General features: G+C 50.7%; 16 protein-coding genes and 1 other annotated feature. Of the genes, 3 read left to right on the forward strand and 13 right to left on the reverse strand.

The annotated features are described in order from the left end of the window. Window positions 1–21 precede the first annotated feature (21 nt). The 3 genes from mecA to DI14_RS15565 all read right to left on the reverse strand — a co-directional run bounded on the left by mecA (window position 22) and on the right by DI14_RS15565 (window position 1,575). A complete protein-coding gene (mecA, locus tag DI14_RS13795; protein ID WP_034809600.1) occupies window positions 22–678 on the reverse strand; it encodes an adaptor protein MecA in 657 nt (218 codons plus the stop codon). 180 nt (window positions 679–858) lie between these two features. Beyond that, the gene (gene spxA, locus DI14_RS13800; protein ID WP_015881217.1) at window positions 859–1,257 is read right to left on the reverse strand and encodes a transcriptional regulator SpxA; all 399 of its coding nucleotides are present in this window, start codon (window positions 1,255–1,257) and stop codon (window positions 859–861) included. A gap of 180 nt (window positions 1,258–1,437) precedes the next feature. Continuing rightward, entirely contained in the window at window positions 1,438–1,575 is a 138-nt protein-coding gene (locus DI14_RS15565) for a hypothetical protein (RefSeq protein ID WP_167331259.1), read from the reverse strand. Between the two features lie 220 nt (window positions 1,576–1,795). On the opposite strand from DI14_RS15565, the gene DI14_RS13805 reads away from it, so the two are divergent. Beyond that, complete coding sequence (locus tag DI14_RS13805; RefSeq protein WP_200871125.1) at window positions 1,796–2,329, forward strand: HD domain-containing protein; 534 nt, start codon at window positions 1,796–1,798, stop codon at window positions 2,327–2,329. A 73-nt stretch (window positions 2,330–2,402) separates the two neighbouring features. Here DI14_RS13805 and DI14_RS13810 read toward each other — a convergent pair whose 3' ends face one another. The 5 genes from DI14_RS13810 to DI14_RS13830 all read right to left on the reverse strand — a co-directional run bounded on the left by DI14_RS13810 (window position 2,403) and on the right by DI14_RS13830 (window position 8,320). Next, a complete protein-coding gene (locus tag DI14_RS13810) occupies window positions 2,403–3,353 on the reverse strand; it encodes an ABC transporter ATP-binding protein (protein WP_034809604.1) in 951 nt (316 codons plus the stop codon). Further along, window positions 3,353–4,426 (reverse strand): ABC transporter ATP-binding protein, encoded by a 1,074-nt coding sequence (locus tag DI14_RS13815; RefSeq protein WP_034809605.1) that lies wholly within the window; start codon window positions 4,424–4,426, stop codon window positions 3,353–3,355. The genes DI14_RS13810 and DI14_RS13815 overlap by 1 nt, the downstream gene beginning before the upstream one ends. A 23-nt stretch (window positions 4,427–4,449) precedes the next feature. Then, complete coding sequence (gene opp3C, locus DI14_RS13820; protein ID WP_029335551.1) at window positions 4,450–5,475, reverse strand: oligopeptide ABC transporter permease; 1,026 nt, start codon at window positions 5,473–5,475, stop codon at window positions 4,450–4,452. After that, entirely contained in the window at window positions 5,475–6,401 is a 927-nt protein-coding gene (gene opp3b / locus DI14_RS13825) for an oligopeptide ABC transporter permease (protein ID WP_034809607.1), read from the reverse strand. Before opp3b ends, opp3C begins: the two co-directional genes overlap by 1 nt. A gap of 302 nt (window positions 6,402–6,703) precedes the next feature. After that, window positions 6,704–8,320, reverse strand: a complete 1,617-nt coding sequence (locus tag DI14_RS13830; protein WP_034809608.1) for a peptide ABC transporter substrate-binding protein — start codon at window positions 8,318–8,320, stop codon at window positions 6,704–6,706. Between the two features lie 270 nt (window positions 8,321–8,590). Between DI14_RS13830 and DI14_RS13835 the strand changes: the two genes are divergently transcribed. Then, on the forward strand, window positions 8,591–8,959 hold the full coding sequence (locus tag DI14_RS13835) for a DUF3899 domain-containing protein (RefSeq protein ID WP_034809609.1): 369 nt from the start codon (window positions 8,591–8,593) through the stop codon (window positions 8,957–8,959). A 46-nt stretch (window positions 8,960–9,005) separates the two neighbouring features. Then, window positions 9,006–9,214: a binding site (T-box leader), on the forward strand. 47 nt (window positions 9,215–9,261) lie between these two features. After that, entirely contained in the window at window positions 9,262–10,260 is a 999-nt protein-coding gene (gene trpS, locus DI14_RS13840; RefSeq protein ID WP_034809610.1) for a tryptophan--tRNA ligase, read from the forward strand. A gap of 89 nt (window positions 10,261–10,349) precedes the next feature. Here trpS and DI14_RS13845 read toward each other — a convergent pair whose 3' ends face one another. The 5 genes from DI14_RS13845 to mtnN form a co-directional block, all read right to left on the reverse strand. Beyond that, complete coding sequence (locus DI14_RS13845; protein WP_034809611.1) at window positions 10,350–12,014, reverse strand: peptide ABC transporter substrate-binding protein; 1,665 nt, start codon at window positions 12,012–12,014, stop codon at window positions 10,350–10,352. A gap of 205 nt (window positions 12,015–12,219) precedes the next feature. Beyond that, window positions 12,220–13,752: a peptide ABC transporter substrate-binding protein gene (locus tag DI14_RS13850; RefSeq protein WP_034809612.1), complete on the reverse strand. Its 1,533-nt coding sequence runs from the start codon at window positions 13,750–13,752 to the stop codon at window positions 12,220–12,222. Between the two features lie 66 nt (window positions 13,753–13,818). Further along, window positions 13,819–15,051, reverse strand: coding sequence for a beta-ketoacyl-ACP synthase II (gene fabF / locus DI14_RS13855; protein ID WP_034809614.1), 1,233 nt, complete (start codon window positions 15,049–15,051; stop codon window positions 13,819–13,821). Next, complete coding sequence (locus tag DI14_RS13860; RefSeq protein ID WP_034809616.1) at window positions 15,048–16,007, reverse strand: beta-ketoacyl-ACP synthase III; 960 nt, start codon at window positions 16,005–16,007, stop codon at window positions 15,048–15,050. The genes fabF and DI14_RS13860 overlap by 4 nt, the downstream gene beginning before the upstream one ends. A 75-nt stretch (window positions 16,008–16,082) precedes the next feature. Further along, window positions 16,083–16,787 (reverse strand): 5'-methylthioadenosine/S-adenosylhomocysteine nucleosidase, encoded by a 705-nt coding sequence (gene mtnN / locus DI14_RS13865; protein WP_034809617.1) that lies wholly within the window; start codon window positions 16,785–16,787, stop codon window positions 16,083–16,085. Window positions 16,788–16,813: the final 26 nt, after the last annotated feature.

Consider the following 16,813-nt stretch of genomic DNA (forward strand, 5'->3'; position numbering starts at 1 on the left):
GCAAGAACAGGCGATTTCAGTTTAAAAGTAGTGGCGTATTTTTCCGAAGACGTCGCCATCGAGGATAAGTTTGCCGTACTCTTCTAGCATCGCGAGTGTTTGCGTACTGAACGACAAGTACTCCGCGAGTAGACTCAAGGCATTCTCTTCTTCTTCTGGTTCCATTTCATCCGGGAAATCGATCCACAAGTAATAGCGGTTATCGTAATGGAAAAGTTTCAACGTTACGTTATGAAGCGTATCGCCGACTCGTTTACTGAGGGCAATCATCGATTCGAAATCATTCGTTTCCATCGCGAGTGGAGCCCACGCCTCCGTCTCAGCGTCAAGTTCATCGAGTTCACTCAATTGGTCGAGGACAGATTGTTGATCCCGGGCTTCGTCAATGGCCGAGCGAAGGAGCGAACCGAGTTCCGAATCATCTTCGGCATCAATCACATTCTTCGCAATCGTGACGGTCACTTCGAGACCTTTCTCAAAAGCTTGTACTTGTATCCATAGTGGACCATCAAACGAGATATCTTCCCGTTCGTGCGCCTCGTCCATCATTTGCCAGAACAGCTGCTCACCACGTTCACGGTTGTACCAGATTTCATCCCGGGCGAAACCGCGTTTCTCGATATCGACATAGGTGATGAAAAATTTGACGGTGTTGTCATTGATGCGCTCAATTTTCACGATTGTCCACTCCCTTCTCACCTCACTCCTACTTCGTACGTCAAGGAGGAGAGGGGAAATTGTCTTGTAATAATAGTACCCTCTTTTCAATGTGTCAATCTTATGATGATGGGGTTGTTACCACTATTTTATCGGAAAAACGGGATAATAAAAAGCACACTGCTTAGACAGTATGCTTCCTCATTCGTTGACAAGCCGTTGGGCTTCTTGAAGTTGGAACGTCCGGACCTTGCGCGGCAAGAAGCGACGAATCTCATCTTCGTTGTACCCGACTTGTAAACGTTTTTCATCAATCAAAATCGGACGGCGTAACAGCCCTGGATACTCTTGAATCAAATCGTAAAGTTGTTGGAGTGAGAGCGCGTCGACCGATACGTCAATTTTAGAGAAAACTTTTGAGCGGGTCGAAATGATTTCATCGGTCCCGTCTTCTGTCATACGTAAAATTTGTTTAATCTCGTTAAGTGAGAGCGGCTCTGAAAATATATTCCGTTCCGTGAAGGGGATATCATGTTCTTCGAGCCAAGCTCGCGCTTTACGGCACGATGTGCAGCTCGGAGACGTATAAAGTGTGACCATGTTCGTTCCTCCCTGATCAAATGTTCGTTCATCTTTTTCAAGTGACTCTATCTGTATACCCAAAAATGCGTTCACTTAATTATAATAATTCTTATTTATTCAAACATCAATGATATTCTTTCTCATTGAGGTAAGAAAAGAGGACGCATCTGTGAGAAAGATGCGACCTTGATCGACGTTCTAGGAAGCCGGTATCCGAGAAACCGGTTGTGACACCGTTTCTTTGCCAGGCTTCACTTGCAAGTCTTTCAATTTTTTCTTCAATACTTCTTTCAATAACTTTTTCTTTTGTTGCAACACTTTGTCACGCTCTTTCATGGTCTCTCACCCCCATCGCCATAAGGAAAAACCGACCATCACCGAATCTAAAAATCTTGAAATCGCACTAAATCTACACTTAAATTATAGCATATCTATATGAATAATGTTGCACATTCTCCAATTAAATTTATATTTCACACGTTACAAATTTGCTTTTCCTTTTCAATTCCCGTATAGTTAATAGAAATAACCTTTGAAATCACCAAGGAGGAGAGCGATCATGAGAATCACGTTAGAAACGATTATGCAACACCCCGTAACCCAAAAATATTTGACGCGATCAGGCTTAAAACACGCGGTCGACGTCTGTGAGCGCGCTCTCGAATTGGCGACGCGACGAGGGCTTGACACGGATTTGGCGACGAAGGCCGCCCTACTTCACGATATCGGTCACTACGAGTGGTATACAGAAGGCAAGTGGAATTATGATTTGTATCGTCAAAACGACATCCATGCCATTAAAGGGGCGGAACGCGCCCATAAGCTGTTGATTCGACTCGGCGAGAACCCTGCCCGAGCCAAAGAAATCTCGGTCATGATTTTACTTCACACCGATTCGTATTTACCACCGAGCCGCATTCAGCGTACGCCGCTTCAGCAGCTCGTGCATGACGCCGATACGTTCGTCGAACAGCCAGGCGGATTGCATCACTATGAGACGATGGAAATCGAAGATGCGCTCAGCCGCGTCCGCGCCATCGATTCAGTCGTCGACCGGCTCTCGAACTTACCGCGCATCTCAAACGCCTGACACCCCGGAACGTTCCGGCGGTGTTTTTTTTGCGCAAAAAACACCCTGAACCGTAAAGTTCAGGGTGAATCGATTATACGAGTTGCGCTTTATACGCTTCGTATTCTGCATCCGTCAACGAGACGAAATGTCCAGGCTCGACTTCGCGGAGCGGTGGGATGCTTGAATCTTCATCCGAACGTCCGACGGCACCGAGTGACTTCGACTCGTAAATGATCCGCTTACGTGTCCGCTCGTGCTCTGGGTCCGGAAGCGGGATCGCAGAGAGGAGTGACTTCGTATACGCGTGAATCGGGTTTTCATAAAGTCGATCTGCCGGCGCGAGCTCGACGATATGACCTTGATACATAACGCCGATGCGGTCCGAGATGTACTTGACCATCGACAAGTCGTGAGCGATGAACAAGTACGTGAGATCGCGGTCACGTTGCAATTCTTTCATCAAGTTGACGACCTGAGCTTGAATCGATACGTCGAGTGCCGAGATCGGCTCATCGGCGATGATGAAGTCTGGCTCAACGGCGAGCGCGCGGGCAATCCCAATCCGCTGGCGTTGTCCGCCAGAGAATTCGTGCGGGTAACGGCTCGCGTGTTCTTTTGTGAGACCGACCGTCTCGAGAAGGTCGTAGACGCGGTTCATCCGGTCTTCTTTCGTCTTCGCGAGGCCGTGGATGTCAATCCCTTCGGCGATGATGTCCGCGACCGTCATCCGCGGGTTGAGCGAGGCGTATGGATCTTGGAAGATCATCTGCATCGCTCGGTTGAATTTCAACTTTTCCGCTTTTGATTTCTTGTCGTGGACGTTCTCGCCTTTGAAGATGACGTCTCCGTCTGTCGCATCGTAAAGACCGATAATCGTACGTCCAGTCGTCGACTTCCCACAACCAGACTCACCTACGAGACCGAGTACCTCACCTTTATAAATATCAAACGAGATGCCGTCGACCGCTTTGACGACGCGGCCTCGTCCGATTTTAAAGTGCTGCTTTAAGTCCCGTACTTCTAATAATTTTTCACGTTCCATCATTCAGCACCACCTTTCCCAATCGATTTCGCGAACGCGCTATCCGGACGATATTTGAGCGCGAGATCGATGATTGCCGATGGCGGCGTGACTTGCGGCGCTTGCGGGTGCAACAACCAGGTTGCTGCGTAGTGCGTGTCGCTAATTTGGAACATCGGTGGCTCTTTCTCAAAATCAATCTTCATCGCGTAAGGGTTACGCGGCGCGAACGCATCGCCTTTCGGCGGGTTCAACAAGTTCGGCGGTGTACCCGGGATAGCCGGGAGCGCCTGGTTCGGGTCATCCGTCGGACGCGGCATCGAGCCGAGCAGTCCCCATGCATACGGGTGGCGTGGCTCGTAGAAAATCTCATCGACCGTCCCTTTTTCCACGATTTTCCCAGCGTACATGACGGCAACACGGTCAGCCATGTTCGCGACGACACCGAGGTCGTGCGTGATGAAGATAATGGCTGTGCCGGTCTTTTGTTGAATATCTTTCAACAACTCAAGGATTTGTGCTTGAATCGTCACGTCAAGTGCCGTCGTCGGCTCATCGGCGATCAACACCTTCGGGTTACAGGCTAGCGCGATCGCGATGACGATCCGCTGACGCATCCCACCAGATAATTGGTGCGGATACTGTTTGAGACGAGCTTCAGGGTTCGGGATGCCGACGAGTGTGAGCAATTCGAGCGCACGCTTCTTCGCATCTTCTCCTCTGAGTCCTTGGTGTTGCTTCAAACCTTCAGCGATTTGTTTATAAATTGTCATCGTTGGGTTGAGCGACGTCATCGGATCTTGGAAGATCATCGCGATGTCGCGACCACGAATTTTAAGCATTTCTTTTTCCGAAAGTTTCGCCAAGTCTTTTCCATCAAACAAAATCTCTCCGTTTGTGATTTCACCTGGCGGGTTCGGGATGAGACGCATGATCGCTTTTGATGTGACGGATTTACCAGAACCCGACTCTCCAACGATTGCGAGCGTCTCGCCTTTTTTCAAATCAAACGATACATTGCGAACGGCTTGAACCGTTCCAGCATACGTATGGAACGAGACCGCTAAGTCTCGGACAGATAAAATCGTTTCCATGCACGAGTCCCCCTCTTTCTAAATTATTTACGCATTTTCGGGTCGAACGCATCACGCAAGCCGTCGGCGAGCAAGTTGAAGCTGACCATGAGCAAGACGATGATCGTCGATGGGATGACGAGGAGGTACGGGAACGTCCGCAACTCTTTGTATCCGTCATTGATCAACGTACCGAGTGACGCTTGTGGCGGTTGAAGTCCGATCCCGATGAAGCTGAGGAATGCCTCGAAGAAGATGGCAGATGGAATCGTGAACATGAGTGTGATGATGATGGCACCGAGTGTGTTCGGGATCAAGTGTTTGAAGATCAAACGGTTGCTTGAAGCGCCGAGCGTACGGGCTGCCAATACGAACTCTTGGTTTTTCAGTTTCAAAATTTGACCGCGGACGAGTCGACTCATCCCAATCCAACCGGTGATCGTCATCGCCAAGATGATGGTGAAGACCCCTGGGTCAAAGATCAAGATGAACAAGATAATCAAAATCAAGTTTGGTACACCTGTCAAAATCTCAACGAACCGTTGCATGATGTTATCGACGCGGCCACCGAAGTAAGCCGAAATACCACCGTACGCCACACCAATCACTGTATCGATGATGGCGGCGACGAGACCGATGAAGAGCGAGATCCGTGTCCCTTCCCAAATCCGTGACCAAAGATCACGGCCGAGGTAGTCGGTACCGAACCAGTAGTTCTCTTCGACGTTCTTTTGTTCGTAAAAGTCGATGTCACGGCCACCGAGGTTGGCCATCCCGTCAAATCCGGCCCATTCAAGTCCTGTGACTTTTGGCGGAAGTTTCGCTTGCGAGATGTTTTGCGTATACGCGTCGCGTCCTGAAAGCATCGGTCCAAAGAGCGCGAGAGCGACGAGAATTAAAATAACCGATAGCGAGATGATGGCCGCCTTGTTTTTCTTTAAGCGCATCCATGCATCTTGCCAAAAGTTTAAACTTTTTCCTGCAATACGTTCAGCGAGCTGTTCGTTCATCTCGACAGGTTGGAACATGTCTTGGTCGAACTGCTCGTAATTCTTTTTATTTTCAATCATCAGTTATCCCCCCCAAGACGAATACGTGGGTCAACGACTCCGTAGAGCAAATCGACGAGTAGAATGATCAAGATGAACAGCGCCGAGAAGAACAAAGTCGTTCCCATGATGACCGAATAGTCATTCAACGTAATCGACGTAACGAACAATTCACCAAGCCCTGGCACGGCAAAAATTTTCTCGATAACGAACGTCCCTGTCAACAAGGCAGCTGTCATCGGTCCAAGAATTGTGATGGCCGGGATGATCGCGTTTCGAACCATGTGTTTCCATACGATCGCATTCCCTGTCAGCCCTTTCGCTTTAGCGAGGGTGACATAGTCTTGTCCGGTGACTTCTAACATCTCGGTCCGGACGAAACGGGCAATCGATGCCGTCACACCGAGTGACAACGAAATGGTCGGTAAGATGGTATGGGCCGGTGAGTCCCAGAAGGCGACTGGCAAGATGCCCCACTTTACGCCCACATAGTACTGAAGGAGGGCTGCAAAGACGAACGACGGGACGGAAATCCCGATAACAGATACGAACATTGAACCATAGTCAATGACCGTGTTGTGACGAATGGCCGCCACGATCCCGAGCAATAGTCCTACGAACGTACCGAGTATCAATGCTTGAGCACCTAACTGGGCCGATGGACCGATTCGCTCCAAAATTAATTCCGTCACTGGCCGGTTGGCCGTACGGAACGACACGCCGAGGTCACCTTGTACAAGGTTCCCCATGTACGTCGCATAACGAACTGGAAGCGGATCGTTAAGTCCGTAACGCTCGTTTAAGATTTGGATTTGCGTTTCCGTCAGCTTTTCCTGGTTTTGATACGGTGACCCTGGTAACAGGTCCATCAGGAAAAATGTGAACGTCGCAATCAAGAAGAACGTGATGAGGCCGTAAGTCAGCCGCTGCAAAAGATAACGTCCCATAAATAAAAACCCCCTGTTTTTCTAAATATATGTCTATGCTTGCACCAACAGCATCACTATGACATATTTCCCTATTCTTGAATTCACAAAATGAAAGGAATTTTCTGAAAGAATAGGTCAAACGTCATCTCAAGGCTCTTAGTACAGCATATGAAAACCCAAAATATCAAACTTTGTGAAGTATTCTGAATTTTCACTGTTACTACATTATACTTTACCAACAAAACATTTGAATAGTGTTTTCTCTCAATTCCGATTTTTTTAGAAAACGGGGGACATGCGTTTGCATGCCCCCACGTTCTTTAATTGATGTCGACGTATTTGTACTGGTAATCAGCACCGAATAGTTGACGGTTGAAGTTTTCAACGTTTGGACGAATCAAGTACGCGACGCCGGCTTGATAAATCGGCATAATCGCTTGGTCTTGCTCGATCAAGAGTTGTTCTGCTTCTTTGAACTTGTCGTAACGTGCATCGATTGACGTTTCAGCTGATGCTTCGTCGATGAGACGGTCGTAATCGGCTGAACTGTAGTTGATGTCGTTTTGACCGTTGTTCGACGTGAAGATGCCGAGGTTTGTAAGCGGATCTTGGTAGTCAGGTCCCCAAAGGGCGAATGACATCTGGTAGTCCCCGCTCGCTTCGCGCTCCAACTTGTTGTTGAAAGGCTGTTGCGCGATCGTGACCGTCACGCCTGGCAAGTTCGTCTCGATTTGGTCTTTCATGTACTCCGAGATCTGTTTTGAAACTTCTGAGTCGAATGAAAGCAGTTCAATCGTCATCTCTTCGCCGCCAGTCGCTTCTTCCCAAAGTGATGCCGCTTCGTCTGTATTCGTTTCGAAGTATTGAAGTCCTTCCGTGTAATCCGTGCCGTCTTCATATTTGATGAAGTCTTTCGGGATGAACGACGTCGTGGCAATCGAACCGTTGTTCAAGAGCTGGTCGATGATACCGGCCGGATCAACAGCACGCGCGACCGCTTTACGGGCGTTCACATCAGCGAATACTTCGTCCTCGTGGTTGAACTTGAAGTAGCCGACTGCCGAACGGAGTCCCGTGTTGAAGTCTTCACTGTCTTGGAAAGCCGCGACTTGTTCAGAAGCGAGGCCAGCGTAATCGACTTCCCCTGCTTCGTACAAGTTGACGACCGTCGATGTCTCTTTGACGACACGGACGTCGACCTTGTCGAGCGCGACGTTGGCGTTATCCCAATACGTATCGTTTTTCGTTAAAACGTAACCTTGTTCACGGTTCCATTCAGACCATGTGAACGGACCGTTGTAAAGGAGGTTGTCGACGTTCGTCGCGAAGTTTTCACCTTGTTCAGTCGCGAACGCTTCGTTGATCGGCGTGAACGTACCGAACGACGTGAGCGAGATGAACGATGGGTCTGGACGCTCAAGTGTGACTTCAAGCGTCTTCTCATCGATTGCTTGCACACCGAGATCTTCTTTTGGAAGGTCGCCCGCGTTAATCGCCTCTGCATTTTTAATCGTGTTCATGATGTAGGCGTACTGTGACCCTGTCTCCGGGTCGACGGCGCGCTGCCATGCGTAAACGAAGTCGTTCGCTGTGACCGGCTCACCGTTTGACCACTCCGCATCGCGGAGCGTGAACGTGTAAACTGTCTCGTCTTCATTCAATTCCGGCTCGCCTGCTGCCATCGCTGGTACGGCTTGACCGTCTTTGTCTAAGCGGTAGAGGCCCTCCATCGTGTTGGCGATCAAGTTGAATGCGACCGCATCCGTTGCCAAGGCCGGGTCGGCCGTCGTGATGTCAGACGTATCCGTCAAACGAAGTACTTTTTCTCCGTTCGAAGACGAACCGCCGTCAGAGTCTCCGCCAGTCGAGCAGGCGGCGAGTACTGAACCGAGTGCCAAGATGAGCGTCATCATGAGCAAAATCGATTTTTTCTTCATCGTAATTGTCCCCTTTCAGAATCTATGTAGTTAGCGTATCGCCGGATGCAACATCTTACTTTTTCTTTAATTTTCTGAATATTTCATAAAGTATCCGACGAAAGAACGTTAGGGCTATTGTAAAAAAAATTAATCTAACTGTCAACTAATTGATGAACCATAATATTTTTCTGAACTTCACTCTCGCCATAACGTCACATCAACAGGTATCATAGAGCCATGTAGGGTGAAGTCGTGTTCGACGCTTCACGTTGAAAGGAGTTTGACACATTGAAAAAGTTTAGAGCGATATTAATCGTTTTGGGAATTGTCACAATTGGCTATACGATTTGGTCGTACGCATCGTATTATCGACCGGAGACGTTTTTGTTCCACATCAGTGGCGGGCTGTTCGTCGGTGGGATGATCGTCTTCGCGATTGGCATGTTCTCTGAGATGGGGGCATCCGGTTTATTCGACGGGTTCATGTACGGGTTCAAACGAAATCGTCGGGCCAAACTGAAAGAAATCGACCCTGACTATGAGGAAGACGAGGAAGTGACACCAGAAGAACGGACCGAGCGGAAACAGAGCGCCCGACGTTGGATCTTGGTCGGGATCGCCGCCGTCATCTTGTCGTATGTCCTATCGTTCGTTTGACCTTCCCGTCTTTTCAACCTTATGCTAAACTGAAGACAGCAACTAGAAAAACATGATGAAGAAGACAAGTAAATCGAGCCCCCTTCCCCCAGAGAGTCTACGTTGCTGCGAGTAGATGGAAGCGATTCGGTTGAATGGACTTTGGAATGGTTCGCCTGAAATTTGAGTATGGCGAGACGGCTCACGCCCGTTAACGCGTTCAAGTGGCATGGAAGCATGCAAATTTGGGTGGCACCGCGGTTATTCGTCCCGATTATTCGGGCGGGAGACCGCGGTTTTTTATATTCTTTGGAGGTGCAATCATGGCAAAAATCTTTTCAGGCATTAAACCGACCGGCGTCGTGACGCTCGGGAACTACTTAGGGGCAATGAAACAGTTCGTCGATCTTCAAGACGAGCACGATGCATTTTACTGCGTCGTCGATCTTCACTCCATCACCGTCCCGCTTGACCGTCTCGAACTGATGGACAACACACGAAAACTCGCAGCGCTCTATCTCGCGTGCGGGCTCGACCCGGAGAAAGCGACGATTTTCGTTCAATCGGAAGTGAAAGCGCACGCCCAGCTCGGCTGGATGTTGACGTGTATTTCTGGCATGGGCGAACTCGGACGGATGACGCAATATAAAGACAAATCGCAAGGCGGCGATAACGTCGGGGCTGGTCTGTTCATCTATCCGACACTCATGGCAGCGGACATCCTCCTGTACGGGACCGAGCTCGTCCCGGTCGGCGATGATCAAAAGCAACATGTCGAGCTGACGCGCGATTTGGCGGAGCGGTTCAATAAACGCTACTATGAGACGTTCACGATTCCGGAGCCGCTCATTCAAAAAGAAGGCGCCCGCATCATGAGCTTGACGAATCCGGTGAAGAAGATGTCGAAGTCCGATGCGAACGCAAAAGGCTATATCTCGATGCTCGATGAGCCGAACGTCATCCGTAAAAAAATCAAGAGTGCCGTGACCGATTCGAGCGGTGTCATTAGTTTCGACCGCGATAACAAGCCGGGCATCTCGAACTTGCTCGAAATCTATTCGCTCTCGACGAACACACCGATCGACGAACTCGTCGAACGCTACAAAGACTCGAATTATGGGACGTTCAAACAAGACGTCTCCGAGGCGGTCGTCTCGTTGCTCGAACCGATTCAAGCCCGCTATCACGAGCTCGTCGATTCAGCCGAGCTCGATGCGATTCTCGATGCCGGCCGTGAGAAGGCAGAAGCGGTCGCCAACAAGAACCTCGCGAAAATCGAGAAGGCGATGGGTCTCAGCCGTAAACGCGCCAAAGTGAAGTAACCAAAACCGTCACCAACATCATGGTGACGGTTTTTTTCATGCAAAAAAAGAGAGGCAGGCGTCCCTGTCTCTCTTTTGAAAATATTTGATTATTCTTTGCCTTCGATGTAAGCCCACTTGTACGAGTAGTCAGCGCCGAACGCGTGTTCAACGAGGTTTTTCACGTATGGCTTCGTGAGGCGAGCCGATCCACGTTGGTAAACTGGTGAGATTGCGCTCTCTTCAAGAACGATTTTCTCTGCTGCCGCGAGGTCAGCCCAACGCTGTTCAGCATCTGTGCTTGATTTCGCAGATTCGATGAGTGCATCGAACTCTTCGTTCGACCACTTACCACGGTTGTATGGTCCGTCAGTGACGAATAGGTCAACGAACGTCATTGGATCCTGGTAGTCAGGTCCCCAACCAGCGAATGACATTTCGAAATCGCCAGCGCTTTCAAGTTCAAGTTTGTTGTTGAACGGCTGTTGCTTGATTGTGACAGTCATACCTTCGAGGTTCTTCTCGAGTTCACCTTTAATGAACTCACCGATTTGTTTCGCAGTCTCTGAGTCGAAGTTCAAGAGCTCAAGCTCAACTGTGTCTGTACCGAGTTCTTCAAGACCAGCTTCCCAAAGTTGTTGTGCTTCTTCCACGTTGTAACCACCGATGTCTCCGTTGATGTCACGGAAGTCGTTACCGTCAGGACCTGTTACGAAGTCTTTCGGTACGAGGAAGTTCGCAGGAATCGATCCGTTCGCGAGGAGCGTCTCTGAGATTGCTGCTTTATCGTATGCGCGATCGATCGCGTTACGGATGTTTTGGTTGTCAAGCGCTTCTACAGCCGAGTTGAATTGGAGGTAGAAGAGTGTAGGTTCAAGGACAGTTGAGAAGTATTCGCTGTCTTGGAACTGGGCAACGAGCTCAGAAGTCAAGCCAGTGCGGTCAACGTCACCGTTTTCGAACAAGTTAACGCCCGTTTGGACTTCTTTAACGACGCGGAAGTTGATCTCGTCAAGTTTGACTGATTCTGCATCCCAGTACTCTTCGTTTTTAACCATTTTCCAGCCTTGCTCGCGCTCCCAGTTTTCGAGTTTGAACGGTCCGTTGTAGAGTGTTGTCTCGACAGACGTACCGAGGTTCTCGCCTTGCTCTTGGTCGAACGACTCAAGTTTAGGCATGAATACGCCGAAGCTTGTGAGGCCGAGGAAGTAGTCAGCCGGAGTTGTCAATTTAACTTCAAGTGTTTGCTCGTCGACAGCTGTGACACCGACAGCGTCACGCTCGCCTTCGCCTGTGTTATACGCTTCAGCGCCTTCGATGACTGACATTACGTAAGCATATTGTGACCCGTTGTCTGGGTTGAGTACTTCTTTCCAACCGTATTCGAAGTCGTTCGCCGTTACAGGCTCTCCGTTTGACCAAGTCGCGCCTTCACGGATTTTGAACGTGTACGTCAAGCCGTCTTCTGATACTTCGTGCGACTCAGCCATACCTGGTGTTGGGTTGTCTTCTTCGTCCATGCGGTAAAGACCTTCCATAACGTTGTTCAATACGTTAAACGATACTGAGTCAGTAGCGAGCGTCGGGTTAAGTGAAGGAATATCTGAACCTTCGAGCAAGTTGAGGACTTGCGCTTCATCCGGCGTACCTTCTGAACCAGATCCGTTTGAACCTGTGTCCGTTGTTGTGTCGTCCCCACCCGAGCAAGCTGCTAGAAACGCACTCGAGATGAGCGTTACTGACGTTGCTAAAGCAAAACCTTTTTTCTTATTCATTGCGATGACCCCCTGATTTTTATCGGTTTAACAGAATGAACGATGGTAGAAAATTCAGTCATTTTTCACTTTACAAAATTTGCTACCAAAATCCCGTTGAAGCAATAATACAATATTCTGATAATTTTGCAAAGTGTTTATTTTGATTTTTCTAAAAAATTTTTACCATAGTCGAAAAGCCCGCCTAGAATAGCGGGCTTTCGGCTCATTTTTTATATACTTTCGAAAAATGTAGGACGTACGAAGGACCGATGACTGGAAAACCGATTTCCTCATATTGGTCATCGACGGCATACGTTCTTCCAGCTTGATAGATTGGAATAACGACGGCTTGTTCAAGCAAGTGTCGTTCGGCTTGACGATACGCTTCGTCGCGTGCTTGTTTCGACTCGGTCGCCTGCGCTTCTGTCATCAGTCGGTCGAACGTGTCGTCTGCATAGCCGCTCGAATTTAACACGTTGTCCGTCTCGAACTGAGTCAAGTAAGCGCTGAGAGCGGGATAATCCGGCTGCCACCCAGAGAGCGACAGCGCATAGTCCCCTGCGACTTCTTTACTAACTTTCTCGCCGAGCGGAAGTTCGACGATGTTGACGGTGAGCTCATCGAGTTGCTCAAGATTTTGTTTGATGGACTGGGCAATTTGTCTTGCTTCATCATCGACGAAACTGAGAAGCTCAATCTCAATCGTTTCTTGCTGCAACCGTTCCTTCACGGACTCGAACGTCTCGGCCGCTTCTCCATCAACGGTCGTGTTCGCTTCCGTCTCATCGATGACGAGCAAGCGTTCAGTCGTTCGTTCGGCCCGGGCGAGTTTCGGTGAAATCGCCTCCCGATCGACGGCGAGAGCAAGGCTCCGTCTAAATTCCACATCGTCGAACGGATACTCTTCGACGTTTGGCTTCAAATAGAAGATGCCGCTACGCGGGATGTCGACGAGTTTCCCTTCCCATGACTCGAGATCGGCCTCATCGGTTCCATACGGGACAGGATGCATCCCGTTCGTTTCAGTCGCGAGCGCCGTTTCCGTTCGGACGACGACGCGTTCGATCGTGACGTCCTCTGCCGCGTGATAGTTCTCATTTTTCACGAGCGTCACTTGTGCCGCGTCCATCGCCTCGATATGGAACGGGCCATTGCCGTCAAGCGCAGTCCATTCACCAATCGCCGGCTGTGGCAAGAAGGCCGGCATGGCGAGTATTTCCTCGAACCCTTCCATCGGTCGCTCGAGGGTCACTTCAAGTGTCGAATCATCGATCGCCGTCACGCCGAGCGTCTCCGGCTCTGCCGTGCCGAGGCTGACCGCTTTCCCGTTCACGACATCTTCTAAGAAGAAACTGAACGGCGAATTCGTGTCATCGTCAGCGAGCGTCCGGAAATGATTGACGAACGTTTCCGCCGTGACGGCTTCTCCGCTTGACGTCTGACTGTCTTTTAACGTGAACGTATACGTCGTCCCGTCGTCCGTGCGCGTCATCGTCTCCACGAGCCCCGGCTCGATCGTCCCGTCTTTCCCGAAACGATATAAGCCTTCATATAAATGCGATAAAATCGTCTGCGAACTCGGGTCGATGGCGAGCAATACGTTCGGTTGCTCCGGGAGCGTCTCCCCGTGAATCGTCACGACTTGCTCTTCAGGTGGTGCTAGTTCTTTCGCCGCGTCTCGTTGTCCGTTCCAAAGAAAGAAAAAAAGGATAAGGACTGAAACTAACAAGGCGGCACCGATGAAAAATCGTTTCATCACGCATTCTCCTCTCTGTTAGTCCAACCCTTATACCCTACCCGTTTCTGTAACGAATTTCTACTATTAGTCTGTCACTTTCGCGAACGCGAGCGTCGCGTTATGGCCCCCGAAGCCAAGTGAGTTGCTAAGTGCATACTGGATGTCAAGTTCCCGATTTCCGTCTCGAACGTAGTCGAGGTCACAGTCTGGTGCAGGTGACGCACAGTTGATCGTCGGATGAATCTTGCCTTCATGAATCGACAGCGCCGTGATGACAGCCTCGACCCCGCCTGCTGCCCCGAGCAAATGCCCGATCATCGATTTCGACGAGTTGACCGCGAGGTTGTCGGCGTGTTCCCCGAACACGTTCCGAATCGCTTTCGTCTCGAGCATATCGTTGAGCGGTGTGCTCGTTCCGTGGGCGTTGATATATTGAACGTCCTCCGGGCGAATGCCCGCGTCACGAAGCGCCTCACTCATCGCTTTCGAACCGCCTTCGGCTTCTGGTGACGGTGCCGTGATGTGGTACGCGTCCGAGCTCATGCCGTAACCGACGACTTCCGCATAAATCTTCGCGCCACGCGCTTTCGCATGCTCGTATTCCTCGAGAACGAGCACGCCGGCACCCTCGCCCATGATGAAGCCGTCTCGGTTCTCATCGAACGGACGACATGCCGTCTCAGGGTCCGGGTTCGTCGACAGCGCCTTGTTCGCACAGAATCCCGCGAACGAGAGTGGCGTGATCGGTGCTTCCGCACCGCCGGCGAACATCGCGAGCGCGTCGCCGCGCTGAATGACGCGGAACGCTTCCCCAATCGAGTTCGTCCCCGACGCACATGCTGTGACCGAACAGTTGCTCGGCCCTTTCGCCCCGAGATAAATCGACACTTGGCCGCTCGCCATGTTCGGAATCATCATCGGGATGAAGAACGGGCTGATGCGGCGCGGTCCACGTTCGTGAAGGACCGTCGACTGTTTGTCAATCGTCTCGACCCCGCCAATGCCGCTCCCAATCCACGTCCCGACTTGATTCGGGATGGCCGCTACGTCGAGGCCGCTGTCTTTATGGGCGGCGTCTGCTGCTAAAATCGAGTATTGGATGAACGAGTCCATCTTGCGGATCTCTTTTGGCTCCACCAAATGGCTGATGTCCCACGACTTGACCTCGGCCCCGACTTTTGCCGGATATTGGTCGATATCGATCTTTGTCAACGTGTCGACGGCGTTGTCCCCGTTCAATAACCGTCCCCACATCTCGTTGACGTCGTTGCCTAGCGGTGATACAACACCTAACCCTGTAATGACTACTCGTTTCATGTCCTAATCTCCTCCGTGATGTTAGCGTTATTCCAAGTTAAACAGCTCGCTCCCCAAGTGAGCCCGGCACCGAAGCCGGCGATGACGACCGTCTGACCGGCCTGAACCTTTCCACTCTTTACCGCTTCGGCAAGTGCGAGCGGGATTGAGGCGGCCGACGTGTTCGCATGGTCTTGAATTGTGACGACGACTTTCTCTTCAGCTAGCCCTAACCGCTCGATCGCCGCCTCGATGATACGGCGGTTCGCTTGGTGCGGGACGAGCACGTCCATATCTTGAATCGTCTTGCCGGCCTGTTCGAGCGCCTCGACGACGATGTCTGGCATTTTACGGACGGCGAACTTGAACACTTCGCGACCGTTCATAACAATTTTGCCTTCGTCGTTCTCATATAAATACTTCCCACCCGTCCCGTCGCTGCCGAGAATGATGGAGTCGACCGAGGCGACCTCGTCCTCGCCTAAGACGACGGCACCGGCACCGTCTCCGAACAAGACGGCCGTCGATCGATCGTCCCAATCGATGAGATTGCCCATCTTCTCGGCGCCAATGACGAGCGTCTTTTTAAAGCCTTTCGACGCCATCAAGCCTTTCGCCGTATCCATCGCGAAGATGAAGCCGCTACAAGCCGCGCTGACGTCGAAGGCGACGGCACGCTTGGCGCCAAGGTTCGCTTGGACGAGACACGCGGTCGCTGGGAATGACGGTGCTGTCGCGGTCGCACAGACGATGGCGTCGATATCTTCGATGGAGACGCCCGCGCTCTTAAGTGCACGTTCCGCTGCGTGGGTGGCCATGTCGGCTACCGTCAAATCCGAATCGGCCAAGTGTCTCGCTTCAATCCCCGTCCGGGTCCGAATCCATTCGTCGCTCGTATCCATTCGTTTTTCCAAATCGACGTTCGTGACACGGTTTGTCGGAAGGAACGAACCGATGCCGATGATTCCAATGTTCATAATGATGACCCCTATTCTTAGTATCTGGTACTAATATAAGGGAATAAAAAAGGGATGTCAACGCATCCCTCTCAATTATTCACCTTGACCGAGTCGTTTCGTCACGGCCATGACCATTTTCGCAGAGTTAATCGAAGCCGTTTCTAAAAATTCATCAAACGACAAATTCGCTTCCTCGTCAGCACTATCCGAGATGGAGCGCGTGACGACGAACGGGACACCGAACTGATAGCACGTCTGGGCGATCGGCGCGGCTTCCATATCGACGGCGGCGACACCGTCAAAATGTCCGAGAATCTCGGCGACACGTTTCGAGTCGTTGATAAACGAATCTCCTGTGACGATGAGTCCGGTATGCACGTTCACGTCAGGCAAGTTCTCAATCACTTCTTTACAGACGTCCATGAGTCGCGCATCAGCCGGATACGCCGCTGGCATGCCTGGTACTTGTCCGTACTCGTAACCGAACGCCGTCACGTCGACGTCGTGATGTCTTACTTCTGTCGAGACGACGACGTCGCCGACTTTCATTCCTTTTTTGAAACCGCCCGCTGAGCCGGTGTTGATGACGACGTCCGGCTTGAACTTGTCGATGAGAAGCGTCGTGCCGATGGCCGCGTTCACTTTCCCGATGCCCGACTTCAAAATGACGACCTCGACGTTGCCGAGGTAGCCTTCATAGAAGTGATAGCTCGCGATCTCCGTGTCCGTACGCTCTGTCAATTCGTTACGAAGCAAGTTCACTTCTTCTTCCATTGCTCCGATAATCCCGATTTTCATGTCCATTCCTCCTCAGAAAGAGAGCG

Source organism: Exiguobacterium sp. AB2 (assembly GCF_000696055.1).
GTDB classification, from domain to species: Bacteria; Bacillota; Bacilli; order Exiguobacteriales; family Exiguobacteriaceae; genus Exiguobacterium; species Exiguobacterium alkaliphilum.